A 15454-nucleotide genomic window follows, 5' to 3' on the forward strand; every position below is an offset into this window, starting at 1 on the left:
AAGTATCCAGCGTACAGCACCTGACCGGAACCACCGGGGTTCAAGGTCGGGCCGGCACCAAACCCGTCGGGCGATGTCGGACGGTTTGCCGGGTCAAAGGACAGAAGTCCGTTGTAGTTCTTGTAAATATTCTCTGATGCGATTGCGGTCGTACCCAACAAGGCGACAAGCCCTGTCACGGCCAAACCTACAAACGCCCTCGTCGGGCTCCAAAGCTTCATTCCTGCCTCCTCTTTCATAACCTTCCTCCTCAATTGGAAAGGTCTTCTCGGTTCTTGGGTCCACCCGACCGTTTCCTTTTCGATCGTTTTTACGGCGGAACCGCTGTTCCCTAATCCCTCCAGGTAAAGCGGAACCGCCTCTCGAGAAACTATCTGCGTGGATGTGAAATCCCACGCAAATCCTCCTCTTGAAGGTCATGCTCCCTTCCCCGCAAGATCTGTTACAACGAAACTGGGTATTAATTCAACCCCTCACAACAAAAAAGCTGGCCCTTTGCGTCATCAAACGATTCCGCCCGGATCAAGTTCCCGAACGGCCCGGCGGCCAGCGGTACCAGGCACCGTCCTCAAACACCCACCTTTCCGTGATCATCGACTGATTTTCGAGATCCCGAAAGGCCGGTTTGTTAAAAATATGTCTTAATTCCAAAGTCACTACGCCCCCGGCCTCGTCCAGAGTCGCTGATTGCACGGTGGCACCGGTATGAATGATCAGCCCCTGGCCGAAAGAAGCAAAGCCCTGCGGCCCGACCCGTTTCCGGTAGGATTCGGCCATCATTTCATAGGCGCCCATTGTATCGCCTGAGGTTTTCCGGTCCCAGAATAGCTGCGCTCTCTGCACAAGGGCTTCTTCCGTCATTTGATCCGGGCCGATCCAGCCACGCTCCCAGGAAACAATAGCCCCTCCAAGAACCAGGGCACCCACGACCAGCCATACAGCCGAGGATCCGGCCTTTTTCGGTTGTTCTTCGCTCATCGTGAATTCAGTCCTGCAGTTGCCGACCGCCGGACCTCCGGCTTCATACCCAGCCGGGAGCGCCAATGCAAGACCGGAAAAAACGTTTTATTCAGTGGGGTTTCGGCTCGATTCGCTGCCGGTGTTTCGCTTGTCGCCCGAAGGGAAGCTACCAGAAAGAGTGATGACAGGCTCAACCCCAACCCCCTGGACGGGGGCACTGGCCGCCGGATTGCTGCTGGTCGGCCTCCTGGTGCAATTACCGCAATTAGGGGCGCCACTGCTGGAGGGGGCGGCCGGGAAGCAGGCGCATACCGCCATGATTGCTCGAAACCTTTCGAGCGGGCTTGCGGTTTTCAGTCGCCCGATCGTGGATGATATGGGAAACCCTGGTTATTTCATCAAGGAAATCCCGCTGGTTCCTCAGATCGCGGCCTGGGTGAGCGACGCCACAGACCTCCCGATCGATACCGCCGGGCGCTTGCTCGGCCTGGTGGCATGGCTCGTCGCCAGTCTCGTGTTTTTTATCGGCCTGGCCCGGACCGTCGCGATTGAAAAAGCCCTTCTGTGCCTGTTTTGGTCCATTTTCGCCCCGCTAGCCTTCGCCTACGCGCCCGCTTTCCAAAACGACACCACCGCGATTGCGTTCTCCCTGATCAGCTGGGTTATCCTGCTGGCCTGGCGAAAGAAGCCACGGTTCTCCACCGCCCTGATCGCGGGGCTTTTCACCTCCCTCAGCCTGTTGCTCAAGCCCCATATCGTCTTCTGGCTGGCCCCGGCGGCCGCGGTTCTTGTTTTCGGGGGTGCCAACCGCCCACCATGGCGGCGCTGGGTTCCCCTGGCGATCGCGGGGATCGCAGGCGGGTTGCTCGCCTCGACCTGGTATTTTCATGCCGCCTCGATCCACCGGGCTTTTCCCACGCCCGGAGCTACGGTTGCCCAAGGATGGGTCGAGCCAGCGCTTCTATTTACTTCCTATTTCTGGGTCGAATTGGGCCGACAGATCGCCGTGATGGTGTTCACTCCCATCGGAGTCGGTCTCGCACTCGTCGGGCTTTTGCGGTCCAACCGCCGCCACCTTACCGAGTGGAGCCTGATTGCCTGGGGGGCGGGAGTGCTGGTTCAGGACCTGGTCTTTGCCACGAGATTTATCGACGACCTCTCACATGGCACCGAATACTACCAACTCGCGCTGATCCCGGTCGCAGGCCTGTTGATCAGCGACGGGATCCTTCAACTACGTGATCGGGCCGGACGATTCGGCTCGCTGGTCGTAGGCCTGGCGCTGCTCGCGCTCGGGACCAGTGCACCGCTTCTCGCTCGGGAGGCCCGGACACCGCCGACACATTATAAAACGGTGCTCGAAGACTGCGCGCGGGTGCGAGGCCTCACCAACAAATCAGACCCCTTTCTGGTCTTTGCGGATCGATCGGGAACCATCCTGTATTACTGCGAACGCCGTGGAACCACATTTACTCTCGGGACAGCGAAAGCACAGGCCAGACCGGGCGCACCCCCGGCCGCCGGCCGCAGCGATATCGATCGGGCCGTCCGAACCGCACGGTTCGTCTACTTTCCTTTTCCCGATCAGGTCGATGACCCCAAATTTCTAGCGAACTTCGAAGAGAGCTGGCAGGAGCTGGACATGGGCCCGAGCGCCGCGCGGCTGTTCCGCAAAGGCGGCTCCCGTTGACAAATTGGCGAAAGGATCTGAGCCATTGGCTCAAAGCCCGGGTACACCAAACGCCGCGGCTGGATGCGTGGCTGGACGAGCGACTGCTGGCGGATGCGGCCAATGATCGGCGCCGCTCAATGTATCTGCGCTTGTTTCCCGAACGCGCAGGGCGCGCGCCGGTCCTGCAGAGGCAAGGCATCGCACCGACACGACGCCTCACAATTCTTTCCCTGGTACCACCCGAAGACACAGGGGGTGGTTCCCGACCGGCTCGTCTCGCAGAAGAATTTCTGCGAGACGGATGGTCGATCGACTGGCGCTGGGCCCTGCCCATCTTCCCCTGGCCCTCGCTCCGTCGCCCGAAGACGCCTCACGCCACAATTCATCATACTTCCGAGCGGGTGCCGTTGCTCCCGAGTGATCTGGTACTCATCGAAGCGCCTCACGCGGAATTCATGCCGCTGCTCGACGCCATGCCCGGGAGTCCGGTTGTGCTCTATGAGCAAATCGATCTTTGGCAGGACGATCTTGCGCTGGGCTGGTTCGACGCGGACATCGAACGCGCCCTGATGACAAGAGCCGATTTCCTGAGCGCCACGTCGCGTCGCCTTGCCGAGGGGATCAAAAAAGACCTGACGCGACCCTGCGCCTACGTTCCCAATGCCGCCGACACCGATTTGTTCGAGATCGATCAAAATCGCGCCCGACCAAGCGATCTGCATCAAGGAGAACCCACGCTGCTCTACGTCGGTGCACTCTGGGGCGACTGGGTCGATCTCGAGTTGATCGAGACGCTCGCCGACCAGCTCCCCGGGGCGCAGATCCACCTGATCGGCCGCGCTGGCGAACGAACCCTGCCCAGACGAGCCAATCTTCATTACCTCGGGGAAAAACCCCGCGAAAGCATTCCGGCCTACCTGCAATATGCCGATGCTGCGCTGGTTCCATTTCGCGAGTCCGCGGTGGCCATGGCCGTCAGCCCACTCAAGGCCTTCGAGGCATTGGTCATGGGCTGCCCTCTGGTCAGCACACCCATCCCGGAGATGCTCGCCATACCCGAGGTCGTCACGGCAAAGCCGGAGGCATTCGCGGCCACCGTCACGCGCGTCAGTCGAAGTTCGCCTTCTGCCGAAACTCTCGCTCGCCTCCGCGCAGAATCTTCCTGGGCCAGGCGGGTCGAAACGATTCTCGAGATCACCGGTCTGAGCTAATCAACCCGGTCGCGCAGCACGGTTGAATCCTGGTCGCGAGGCAGGTGCGCCGCCAGCATTTCGCCGAGGAATCCGCTCGTCACCAATTGCAAGCCGGCCAGCGAACAGAGCACTCCGAAAATCAGCAAGGGGTGCCGACTGAAAATTTGACCGTAAGCGAGCCGGAGATAGCTCACGTAACCGACGCAGCCAATTCCGATCGAGAAAAGAAATGCGCCCGGCAAACCAAAGAAATGGGCCGGGCGCGAGTCGAAGCGAGTCAGAAAGAGAACCGTGAGAAGGTCCATCATGCCGCGGAAAGCACGCCCCCAGCCATATCGCGACTGACCAAAACGACGGGCCCGATGAGAAACCTCGATTTCGCCGACATGAAACCCCTTGAAGGCGGCGACGACCGGGATGAAGCGATGCAACTCCCCGTAGATGCGGACATCGCGAACCACCTCTTGTCGGTAAGCCTTGAACCCGCAATTGAAGTCATGCAATTCCAGGCCATAGAGTCGGCGCACGACCATATTGAAAACGCGCGAAGCCACAACGCGTGCCCGGGAATCGTGGCGCTTGCGCTTCCACCCGCTGACCAGATCAAAGCCGGACGCCAACAAAGCCACCATCCGGGGAATCTCTTTCGGGTCGTCTTGCAGATCGGCATCGAGCGAAAATACGATCGGTGCCCGCGCGTGACTGAACCCGACGGAAAGCGCTGCTGATTTACCCAAATTGCGACGCAGCCGAAACCCGCGGACTTCGGCATGGTCCGCGGCAAGCGATTGGACCAGCGACCAGGAGCCGTCATTGGATCCGTCGTCGACGAAAACCATCTCCCAGCGTGGGGTCCGCTGCCCGTCGGGAAGACCGAGCGGCGCCCAATCAAGCTCGGGGTTGTCCAAAACCGTGCGGCATTCTTCCAGCAGCAGCGCGAGGCTCGCCCTCTCGTTATGAAGCGGCGCAATGATCGAGATATCCGGTGTCCTCGGCTCGGGCTGCACGCCTCCGACTACAGTTGGGGAAGGCACGCCCTCCGTGCGTTGCGCTGACGACGGCATCAGTCTCGCGTTACGCGGATCAGCTCCGCTACCGTCGTCGCACCATCGCGAGCCTTGAGTGCACCATCTTCGCGAAGCGTGCGCATCCCTTGCTTGATGGCTTCCTCGCGGACCGCATCCGCCGAAGCATGTTTCAGAATCAGGTCTCGAATCGGATCATCCACTACGAGCAACTCGTAGATCCCGGATCGGCCTCGGTAGCCGGAATGACCGCAATTCTCGCAACCTTCGCCTTCCCATCCGCGAGCATCGCTCGCCGCCCCTCCCGTCAGCCCGGCGATCTCGGGCGGAAGCAGGGTTTCGGTCTGGTGGCGGCATTCGGAACAAATTTTACGAACCAGACGCTGAGCCAGCACACCGAGGAGAGAAGAAGCCAACAAATAATCTTCGACACCCATCTCGAGCAGTCGCGCCACGGCACCTGCGGCATCATTCGTGTGCAGTGTCGAGAAAACCAAATGACCGGTCAACGCTGCCTGGACGGCGATCTGAGCTGTCTCCGCGTCACGAATTTCGCCCACCATGATGACATCGGGGTCCTGACGAACAATCGACCGAAGACCGTTGGCAAAGGTCAGTCCGATTTGTGGCTTGACGTGAATCTGGTTGACGCCGTCAAGCTGATACTCGACGGGGTCCTCGACGGTGACGATCTTCTTGTCCGGAGAGTTCACTTTGGCAAGCGAGCCGTAGAGGGTCGTTGTCTTACCGCTACCTGTCGGGCCGGTGACCAGAATCATGCCATACGGCTTGACGATCATTTCATCCCAACGATCCAGCGTATCCCCGGGGAAACCGAGCTGCGCGAGGTCGAGCACGATGGAATCGCGGTCGAGAATACGAAGAACCACGCTTTCACCGTAAAGAGTGGGCAGCGTGGAGACGCGAAGGTCGATCTCCTTGCCCGACATACGAAGCTTGATGCGCCCATCCTGTGGCAGGCGTCGCTCGGCGATATTCAGCTTTGCCATGATTTTGATGCGGGAGACGATCGCCGCCTGAAGCCGACGCTGGGGCGGTTCCATCTCGTGCAACACCCCGTCGATCCGGTAACGGACCTGCAGGGAGTTCTCGAAAGGCTCGATATGAATATCCGAGGCTCGCTGCTCGACCGCGCGATTGATCAGGACATTCACGAAACGAATGACCGGTGCCTCACTGGCGAGATCCCGCAGGTGGTCGACATCTTCCTCATCTTCGGAAAGGAATTCGACGGTGCCGTCGTCTTCGGCGGTTCCCCCGTCTGCGGCGGAGTCGCCGTAGCGGGCATCGAGAGCTTCCAGAATGTCTTTCTCTCGAGCCAGAACCGGGGTGATCTCGCACCCGGTGGCGACTTCGAGCCCCTGCACCACATCCCGATCTCCCGGATCGGTCATCGCAATTTGGAGGACTCCATTCTCCGAGGCCACCGGAAAGAGCTTCGCATGTCGGAGAAACTTGACGTTCAGCTCCGGGATTTCGGGAGCCTTCTCGGGGAAATCAGCCCCCGCCATCAGCGGAACGCCGAGATGCTCGCTGAAAACGGGGAGCAGGTCCTCTTCCGAGATAAACCCGAGATCAAGCAGAAGCTTCTCGACTCTCTCGCCCCGCTCTTCCTGCAATCGGCGCACCTTGCGCAAATCGTCGATGCTGACTCGGCCATGCTCAACGAGCACGTCCTCAAGAGATTTGATCGATGGTTCCAATAATGAGTCCTCTATCCTCGTCGTACCACGGCCTGCAGAATCGGTCCATTTGACGAATCGGCCGCCGTTTTCGCCAATTCTGACGCGCGAAAGCTACCAATATTCGTCCAATCGACCTTCCAAACGCTTCATCAGAGACATTGCGGCCAGCCCCAATCCGATAATCGTGGCCAGCAGCACGACAATTGTCAGAATTTCCGGCCCGTCCACCCCGAGAACCAAGCTTCGGTAGAACCCGATCAAGGCGGCCATCGGGTTCCAGGCCGCCAGAAAGCGGATACTCGAGGGCAGGAAATCGAGCTCATAGAGAACGGGCGACGCGAAAAAACCCACTGTCATCAGCGCGGTGACCACCCACATCGTATCGCGAAGGGCCAGATAAATGGGTGCCAGAACCAGACCGAGACTCAACGACAACGCAAGCGAAAGCCCCATCACGACAGGTAACCAGAGCCAGGCCAGTGCCGGGGTGACCAGTCCCGCCAGGCTGAAGGCACCGAGAAAAAGCAGGAAACCGATCATCTGCAACAGAAAGGACGAGATGGTGGCGGCACAAACGCACAGAAAAGGCGGCATCGGAATTCGTCGCAACAAGGCCGACTGGTCCACCAGTGCGGTCATCCCGCGGGTCGCGCCCTCCTGAAAGGCCCACCACGGGAACAACCCGCAAAACAGGGACGCCACCAGAACGCTGCGCCGCGTCGGATCCGAGGCTCCGTAGAGAAATCCGAAAATCAGGCCATAGGACAGCAACTGGATCGCCGGGTTCAACAGAGACCAGAGAAGACCAAAGCGCGCGCCAGCGAAACGACCGCGGACATCCCGTCGAACCAGTTCCAGCAACAAGGTGCGATTTTCAACCAGCTCGCGAAAGAATCTCATCGATGCCCCTGCTCCGAGCCGTTCAGCTCGGTCCCCAGGAATGGTTGAGTAGCACGGTTCCCAGCTCTCGTCGTTCTCCGAGAATCCGAACGTCGGAGGTGCTGTGCAAGGCACCATCTGCGTCCCGCAAATGGAGGCTGTAGCTTCCTGGCAACAAGGTCTCGGGGGCGATCTCCAGAGCACCGCTTGCCGGGATCGACAATCGCGCAATCAATTGCCCCGTATGGCGCCGAACCTCAATCCCGAACGATGCCCCGGCCAGCCCGGACAAATCGACCTGCACAGCAACTGGATCGGCAAAAGAAATCTCGCCCCCTTCAGCCGCGGAGACCAGACACAATCGACCATTGGGCATGACGGGCGACGTCCCGCCTGCTGCGGAATCCGTCTCCCTTGCCTCGACAAATTCCCGGTAGGCACGCGTCACGTCGGCGGCCCGACCCGCAGCCTCGACTCGCCCCTGATTGAGCCAGATCGCTTTTTGGCAAAGTTTCTCGACTTGGTAGAGATTATGCGAAGCCAGCAACATCGTTCCTCCGCCCGCCAGAAACTCCGTGACATGCAGCGAGCATTTTCGGGCGAAGGCTTCGTCCCCGACGGCGAGAATCTCGTCCGCGACAAAGACCTCCGGATGACCCGAGATCGCCAGACCGTAGCCGAGCCGCAAGCGCATGCCCGCCGAGTAGGTCCGCAAGGGCTCGGTCCAATGCCGTGGAAGCTCCGCAAAACGACGGACTTCCGCAATACGATCCTCCAACAAATCGCCGGAGATCCCCTGCAGAAGCAAGGCGGCCCGCGCATTTTCCTCGCCGGTCCATTGGTCCACCAGACCGGCCGACAGATCCAGCAGGCAGGCGACCGTGCCGCGCCGCTGCATGCTACCCGAGGTGGGCTGGCTGAGGCCGGCCGCAAGCCGCAAGAGCGTGCTCTTTCCGGCACCGTTCTCGCCAACCACGCCGAGAGCCTGGCCTGGCCCCAGATCGAAGGACACATCGTGCAAGGCGAGGCGACGGTTATCCTCGGTGGCGCCGCGCCACAGACTTCGCAGGCCCGCCCTGAGGGGAAAGGCCTTGGTAACAGCGACGGCCTCGATTCCGGCCGGAGCGACGCCGGTCAACGAATTCTCTCCAGACAATCCCGGTAAAGATCCTCCAGAGTGCGTCGCCACGGGATGCTGGCCGTCCAACCAAGTTCGGCCTCCGCCTTGGCTGCGCTCCCCCAATAGGCTGGGACCTCTGCGGGACGCCAACGCTCGGCAGCGGTGCGGATCTCCGGCGACACGCCGGAGATCGCGCAGAGCTCTTCCACCATACCGCGCAGCAGAACCGCTCGACCAGAACAGAGGTTGTAGACCTCACCCGGGCGACCCTTTTCCAGCAGGGCCACGTAGCCGCGAGCAATATCACGGACATCCGTGAAATCTCGAGTGACATCCAGATTCCCGACTTCGAGAAGCGGAGCGCGACGCTGCAACGAGATCTCCGCCAATTGAGTGGCAAAATCGGCGCAAACGAAATCAGCGCTCTGCCCCGGCCCGGTATGATTGAATGGCCGGACGCAGATCGCATCAAGCCCCTTGGCAGCGACAAAGGCGCGTGTCATCCCGTCCACCGAGGCCTTGCTGGCACCATATATGCTGGCTGGCGCCAGGCGGGCCTCCTCGGTCAACGGGAATTCCTCGGGCGCGACGCGGCCATAAACCTCGCTGGAGCTCACGATCAGCACACGCGGCGAGCGTTCCCGACGGGCTGCGGCTTCAAGCAAATGAGCCGGACCCAGAACATTGATCTCGAAGGCTTCCGCGGGATGACGATGCGCTGCCGGAGGCGAGGCCAGACCAGCCAGATTCACAATCGCATCCGGCTCGAAAGATGTGAGCAATGCCTCCACACCATCGGCATCTCGGATATCGCATCGAGCGTGTTCCACAGATGCGTCCGGGCTCGCGGATGGATTGCGATGCGCTACGGAACAGACCGAATGGTCCGCAAGCCTCAACGCCTCCACGAGATGCCTTCCCGCAAAGCCCGTTGCGCCGAAGACCAGAACTCTCATGGGCCCTGTGAGCGCAGCTTGCTCTCGTGAATCGCCAGATCGGAATCCACCATTTTTCGAACGAGTTCCTCGAAGGAGACTTCGGGCACCCAGCCCAGCGTCTCGCGAGCATGCGTGGCATCCCCCAGCAAGGTTTCGACCTCTGCCGGGCGAATCAGGGTCGGGTCCTGATGAACGTGTTCCCGCCAGTCGAGGCCAGCATGCGAAAAGGCGACCTCGACCAGATCCCCGACCGTATGCTGAGTGCCGGTGGCAATCACGTAATCGTCCGGCTCATCCTGCTGGAGCATCATCCACATCGCACGCACATAGTCGCCGGCAAATCCCCAATCGCGGCGTGCGTCGAGGTTCCCGAGACGCAATTCATCGATCAATCCGAGCTTGATCCGTGCAACATGGTCGGTCACCTTGCGGGTGACGAATTCTTTGCCACGACGCGGCGATTCGTGATTGAAGAGAATTCCCGAGCAAGCAAAAAGGTCGTAGCTCTCCCGGTAATTCAGGGTGATGTAGTGGCCATAGACCTTGGCCACGCCATAGGGGCTTCGCGGGTAAAAAGGCGTCGATTCCTTTTGCGGCACCTCCTGTACCTTCCCGAACATCTCGCTCGACGATGCCTGATAGAAACGGATCCGCTTGTCGGCAAGACGAATCGCTTCCAGCATCCGCACGACACCAACGGCATCGAACTCGGCGGTCAGAACCGGCTGGGTCCACGATGTCGGGACAAAGGACATAGCCGCGAGGTTGTAGACTTCATCAGGCTTGACGCGCGCCACGATATCGATGAGCGAATATTGGTCCAGCAGATCGGCCTGCTCCAATTCGAGTCGATCCCGCAAATGCTCGATACGACTGAAATTCTCGGTGCTGGAGCGCCGCACGAGACCAACGACGCGATAGTCCTTCTCGAGCAGAAATTCCGCCAGATAGGACCCGTCCTGGCCGGTGATCCCGGAGATGATGGCTGTCTTCATGATTCCCTTCGAGCTACTTCACGCGACCGTATCGATCTTCCAACCGTACGACATCGTCCAATTCCGGGGTAGATACCTCAAGGATATCACAATCGGTTTCCCCGATCATCCGGTGAATATAGCGCGGCACGATATGAAAAGCCTCGCCCTCGGACAAGACCGTCTCGGTCAACGCTTCGTCCTCCGAGGGGCCATGCTCAAAACGCAGCTTGCCGCTCAGGACGAAAATAGTCTCGTCTTTTTCCTCGTGAAACTGCAAGGAGAGGGCTTGGCCCGCCTTGATATGAAGGATTTTGCCAACGTAGCGATCTGTATGTGCCCAGATCAGTTCGTGACCCCACGGTTTTTCGACACGCCTCGACATGATGCCTTAAGCTACCTCTCCGGGCGCGGCGGAGGCAAACCAAGGACCCCACGGCGAAATTCCCGCGCCCAGATACCGGCCAGGATGAAATAAGCCGGCCAGGACCAGAGCAGAAGTCGGAGGTCCTGGCGCGAGTAGCGCGCGCACCATACGACCGCCCGAGCAGTCCGGCCGGGTGGCAGCAACCAGGCCAGTGAAGGGTGCCGCACCAACCACTGCCCGGGCAGCCCCCCCGCCCTCCGCGCGGCGCCCGAGGCATGACCCAGTACCCGAGCGTACCGAGCGAAGTCACGCCAACCGTCAGCCGTCGCGTGATTGACATGCAGCCGAGGATCGAAGCGCATGGCTTCTCCTGCCGACCAGAGCGCCCAATTGAAAAGCCAATCTTCGGAAGCACGCACGTCAGGAAATCCCCCTGTGGCGAGGAATCGTTCTCGGGCGATGGCGAAACATGCGGTCGGCAGCTGCCAGGTTCTTCGGGCCGGAACGCCGGGAAGACTCTCCTTGAACTCGAAAAGGTGGCGCAATCGCGCCGATACCCCGGGGGCCCCCGACAGGCCGATGGCCCCACCCACCACGGCGGGCAATTCTCTTAGCGCGCGATCCGCGGAGGCCAGCAAATCGTTTGCCGCGACAATATCGGCGTCGAGAAACAAGAGCCAATCTCCGCGGGCTGCCTTGGCACCTGCATTTCGAGCCTTCCCCGGGAAGGCTCGTTCCTCCAGATGGCGATACTCCAGTCCCCGCAATTCCTCAGCGAACTTCGCAACGGCCCCCCGGGTAGCGTCGCCTGCCGAGCTATCCACGACAATGACTTCAAAGGAAGGGGCGTCGACCTGATCCGCGAGGGAGCGAAGACAAGCACCAATCGTCGCACTCGCTTCCCACGCCGGAATCACGACCGACCATGCGGGCCGATCGCTCACTAGTAGAGCGCACCCGCTGCGGGTCGCGCGCCGCCAACAGAGGGGAAGGAATTTGTGAAACTGCGAAACGGGGAATCCCCCAGAGAGCCCAGTCCCACCAGAGAGACCTGAATGCGAAAATCGATCTCGTCGGGATTGACCCGGTCGACAACGGCCAAATCCACCACCCAACAATCCCCGGGGGAGATCAGGCGCAATCCCAACCAGTTCTCGAGAAAACGCCCGGCGATAACATCGTAGCGACCCAGGTAGGATGCGGCGATATGATCGTTCAACCGATAGGTAGCCGCCAGGTTGAGGTTCTCGAGCGCCCCTCCGGAGTTGAACTGGTAATAGAGTGTGGCTGAGTTCGCCGGTCGCAAGCCGGGCAACAATGCGGAATCGCCCACGGGCCGCGGCCGCGGATCAAAAAGGTTGGCACCGACCTCGGCAAATAGAAGGCTCCGATCGGCAACCGAAACGACCGCACGGCTTCGGACAGATGCCCAATTGACCGGCGACACCTGAAAGCCCAGATCGATTCCCGAGAAACGATCGATCAAATCATCGCTCTCCGGCACCAACGAATCCACGACCGAAAAACTTTGCTGGATATAGGCGCTGGCAATCTCCCGCACCTGCGTCCTCTCCTGCCCGCCATCGACCACCGGCGCTGCTGCCGGCCCGTAGAGGGCCTCGCCCACCAGCGCATTCCCTTCCGTCTCGCCCGCGGGCACTCCCGCCGTCGAGCGCCCTCCCCGACGAAACTTGCCGAGGAATTTGGTCGCAATGCCGTAGGTCACAAGGTTGCGCGCATTGATCCGATCGAGAGAATCCCAAAGCGGGAGATCTTCCTGGTTCACCTCGGGAACATACGTATAGGCCCCATATGGCTGGATCACATGCTTGAGCTTGAGGAAATCTCCGCGGTCGACATTAAAAACACGCGCCAACTCGGAGCGAAAATTCGCCTGCAGTTGCAAGGTCTCGCGATTCTGGAAACTCGCCACTTCCCGAGTGGGTCGCACACCCTCGACAGGGGGCCAGTCAGGGATCTGATTATCGGTCAGGAAATAGGCCGTCTCCCGGAGTGTGAGTTTGACCGACCCGAATCCGTAGGGGCCCAAATTGAAGGGGACCGTCGCCTCCGGTGCAATATCGATTCTCCCGCCCGAAGCCCACTCCTCACGATAATAGTAGACGCCCTGCGTATTGAGGCCGAGGCGTAAATTTCCATCCAGAAGATTGAAAGTTTTCAGCAGGGAAACTCGCGGCAAGGCCTGCGGCACCTTGGCCTGCTCCTGAATCAGATCCTGGTACCAGACAGCCTCCGCCTTGAGAAAGCCGTCATCGAAAAACTTCAATGCCCCAACCTCGGAGGTCGTGTAGCGCAAGGTTGTCAGATTCAAGGATCGCGCCGGCAGAAACGTCAGCGTATTCATCTCCCGCAAAAACAGGCTGTCACTCACCAGGAACGGCTTGGCGTAAAGAGCACTCTCCCACGGTCCCGGCTGCCGGTGTTGCCCGATCACGCTCCAGCGATTCTCGGGCACCGTTGGATCTGCGAGTGTCTCCGGGTCGACGATATAGGACTGTCGATCCCCGCTCAGGCTTTCATTGAAGTAGGAGAGCGAGATCCGACCCGCGGTCTCCGGCGAAAGCATATAGCGATAATCGCCAATCAGACCGATACGCGCCGAGCTCTCAAGGTCGAATGTCAGAGTGAGGTCCTGGCTCTTGTCGATCGCCCAGAAAAAAGGCTGCACATACTGGAAACCCCGCCGATTGGAGATTCCGAACCGGGGAAAGAGAAACCCGCTATGACGCTGCTCGCGAACCGGGATCAGCCCGTAGGGAATATAAAAAACCGGAACGTCCTTGATCTTGAAAACGCCATCGTGCACCTCTCCCCAACCCTCGAGAGTCAAATCCACTTGTCGGCTGGAGATACTCCAATCCGGCGCGCCCGACTCGCATTGGCATGTCGTCAACTCGCCATCACGGATCTGGTATCGCTGCCCGAAGCCCTTGGCCATCCAGGCTCCGCGCATCTGGAATCGAGTCATCGGCAAGTAGATCTCGACATCATCCAGAACGCCGGTCTCCTCCTGAAGACTGAGAACTGCTCTTTGGGCGCGAATCCTTGCCCCCGGGTCCTCAAGAACAACCCTACCACGCGCCGTCGCCTCGGATGTCGATCGATCCACCTCGATCTGATCTGCAACCAGAATGGTTTCCCCATTCGTGATTACAACATCGCCTTTCGCCTCCAGCTTCCCCTTTTCTCGATTATAGGAAACCGAGTCTGCATCGATCGTAATGCCTTCGGATTCGGTGTTGCGGTTCCCGAAGGAATCTCCCAGTGGTCCTTGACCATAGGCGGCCCCGGCCCCCATCGCCCAGAGAATACAAACCAAAAGAAGACTCTGTCGGTGGCCCATCAAAAGGCTCCGCCGCCAAGTTCGAAAACACTCGACAGCCCACGACTTTGGAGAATCAGTTCATAGACGGCACCTGCGAGAAACAGGGATCCGGCGACCAGCACGGGAGACTCCGCCGACTCCCGCAGCAACTGCCTCAATGCTTCCTCGGGCCTCGCGAATATCCTCACATCTGCGCCTTCCGGAAAAGCTGTCGCTAGTTCTTCGGGCGCTACGGCTCGCTCATTCTCCAAACCCACCAGCACAATCTCCGAGGCATCCGCGGCCAGCAGGCTTGCGATCGCGCGCCAGGGTTTGTCGCGCATCGCAGCGAAGACCAGACGATAGGGCAGCCCCTGCGACAGCGCCGGCAAGGCCTCCCGCAGAGCCACCGCGGCTTCCAGATTATGAGCACCATCAATCCAGAGCGGCATGCCCAGGGATTGCGCATCCAATCGTCCGGGCCAGCGGGTCGCCGTGAAGGCTTTCTCGCGAATCTCCGGCAAGACAGCAAGCTCGGGACATTCTGCGCTCAGGCCCTTCAGCAACGCTGCTGCCGTATCCGCGTTTCGCTGCATATGAGGACCGACTAACTGTAATTCTCGTAACGTGGCAAACGGTCGGACCAGATCGGCACCCATCTCGGCCGCCCGATGCTCCAGTACGGACGCCACCTCGGATGACAGCCCCTCGCCAAGAACGGTTGTGCGGCCCGACCGAAAGACGCCTGCCTTCTCGAGAGCGATCTCGACTTCCGTGTTCCCCAACCACTCCCGATGGTCCAGACCGATGCTCGTAATCGCCGAGACTGCGGGCTCCACGACATTGGTCGCATCCAACCGTCCACCGAGGCCGACCTCCAGAACTCCGACATCGATACCGCCCCGGGCAAAGGCCAGAAGTGCAAGAACGGTAGTGATTTCAAAAAAAGTCAGGCCTGTTTCCTCGGGAGGGGCCAGAACGCGGACCTCCTCCACCAGATCGACCACCGTAGCCTGAGAAATTTCGCACCCGCCGATCCGAATTCGCTCCGTGAAGTGGACCAGATGCGGCGAAGTGTAGAGGCCTGCGGCCAAACCTTGCGCGAGCAAGGCGTTCTCCACGAGCGCTGCGGTCGAGCCTTTGCCGTTCGTGCCTGCAATCAGCACCGCGGCAAACTTTTCTTCCGGATTTCCCAGCCTGGCCAGAGTCTCGCGCACCCGCTCCAGCTTCAGATCCCATCCTCGACTCGCCTCGAGGCCGAGCAAGTAGGTAATCGTGTCGGCGTAGGCCATGGC

At 60.1% G+C, this 15454-nt stretch carries 14 protein-coding genes; 2 read left to right on the forward strand and 12 right to left on the reverse strand.

The window, feature by feature from the left end; translation table 11 throughout:
- Positions 1-239 (reverse strand): hypothetical protein (locus P8K07_05675; protein ID MDG1958014.1); only part of this gene is annotated, 239 nt, incomplete at its 3' end.
- Positions 240-522: 283 nt separating this feature from the next.
- On the reverse strand, positions 523-978 hold the full coding sequence (locus tag P8K07_05680) for a hypothetical protein (GenBank protein ID MDG1958015.1): 456 nt from the start codon (positions 976-978) through the stop codon (positions 523-525).
- Between the two features lie 163 nt (positions 979-1141).
- Between P8K07_05680 and P8K07_05685 the strand changes: the two genes are divergently transcribed.
- Together P8K07_05685 and P8K07_05690 are read left to right on the forward strand one after the other, a co-directional pair.
- Positions 1142-2650: a hypothetical protein gene (locus tag P8K07_05685; GenBank protein ID MDG1958016.1), complete on the forward strand. Its 1509-nt coding sequence runs from the start codon at positions 1142-1144 to the stop codon at positions 2648-2650.
- Entirely contained in the window at positions 2647-3843 is a 1197-nt protein-coding gene (locus tag P8K07_05690; GenBank protein ID MDG1958017.1) for a glycosyltransferase, read from the forward strand. Before P8K07_05685 ends, P8K07_05690 begins: the two co-directional genes overlap by 4 nt.
- On the opposite strand, the gene P8K07_05695 is transcribed toward P8K07_05690, so the two are convergent.
- From P8K07_05695 to P8K07_05740, 10 genes are all read right to left on the reverse strand, one after another.
- On the reverse strand, positions 3840-4889 hold the full coding sequence (locus P8K07_05695) for a glycosyltransferase family 2 protein (GenBank protein MDG1958018.1): 1050 nt from the start codon (positions 4887-4889) through the stop codon (positions 3840-3842). The two genes, P8K07_05690 and P8K07_05695, sit on opposite strands and share 4 nt — an antisense overlap.
- On the reverse strand, positions 4889-6574 hold the full coding sequence (gene gspE / locus P8K07_05700; GenBank protein ID MDG1958019.1) for a type II secretion system ATPase GspE: 1686 nt from the start codon (positions 6572-6574) through the stop codon (positions 4889-4891). The genes P8K07_05695 and gspE overlap by 1 nt, the downstream gene beginning before the upstream one ends.
- Positions 6575-6667: 93 nt before the next feature.
- Positions 6668-7456 carry an ABC transporter permease gene (locus P8K07_05705; GenBank protein MDG1958020.1) on the reverse strand — a complete coding sequence of 263 codons (789 nt, stop codon included), beginning with the start codon at positions 7454-7456 and terminating at the stop codon, positions 6668-6670.
- A gap of 22 nt (positions 7457-7478) precedes the next feature.
- Complete coding sequence (locus tag P8K07_05710; protein ID MDG1958021.1) at positions 7479-8591, reverse strand: ABC transporter ATP-binding protein; 1113 nt, start codon at positions 8589-8591, stop codon at positions 7479-7481.
- The gene (locus P8K07_05715) at positions 8570-9511 is read right to left on the reverse strand and encodes a GDP-mannose 4,6-dehydratase (GenBank protein ID MDG1958022.1); all 942 of its coding nucleotides are present in this window, start codon (positions 9509-9511) and stop codon (positions 8570-8572) included. The genes P8K07_05710 and P8K07_05715 overlap by 22 nt, the downstream gene beginning before the upstream one ends.
- Positions 9508-10488, reverse strand: a complete 981-nt coding sequence (gmd, locus tag P8K07_05720) for a GDP-mannose 4,6-dehydratase (protein ID MDG1958023.1) — start codon at positions 10486-10488, stop codon at positions 9508-9510. Before gmd ends, P8K07_05715 begins: the two co-directional genes overlap by 4 nt.
- A 13-nt stretch (positions 10489-10501) precedes the next feature.
- Complete coding sequence (locus P8K07_05725; GenBank protein ID MDG1958024.1) at positions 10502-10852, reverse strand: cupin domain-containing protein; 351 nt, start codon at positions 10850-10852, stop codon at positions 10502-10504.
- 11 nt (positions 10853-10863) lie between these two features.
- Positions 10864-11778 carry a glycosyltransferase gene (locus tag P8K07_05730; protein ID MDG1958025.1) on the reverse strand — a complete coding sequence of 305 codons (915 nt, stop codon included), beginning with the start codon at positions 11776-11778 and terminating at the stop codon, positions 10864-10866.
- Positions 11778-14198, reverse strand: coding sequence for an LPS assembly protein LptD (lptD, locus tag P8K07_05735; protein ID MDG1958026.1), 2421 nt, complete (start codon positions 14196-14198; stop codon positions 11778-11780). The genes P8K07_05730 and lptD overlap by 1 nt, the downstream gene beginning before the upstream one ends.
- Entirely contained in the window at positions 14198-15451 is a 1254-nt protein-coding gene (locus P8K07_05740) for a bifunctional folylpolyglutamate synthase/dihydrofolate synthase (protein MDG1958027.1), read from the reverse strand. The genes lptD and P8K07_05740 overlap by 1 nt, the downstream gene beginning before the upstream one ends.
- Positions 15452-15454 lie beyond the last annotated feature (3 nt).

Source organism: Candidatus Binatia bacterium, assembly GCA_029248525.1.
Classification (GTDB): Bacteria; Desulfobacterota; Binatia; order UBA12015; family UBA12015; genus UBA12015.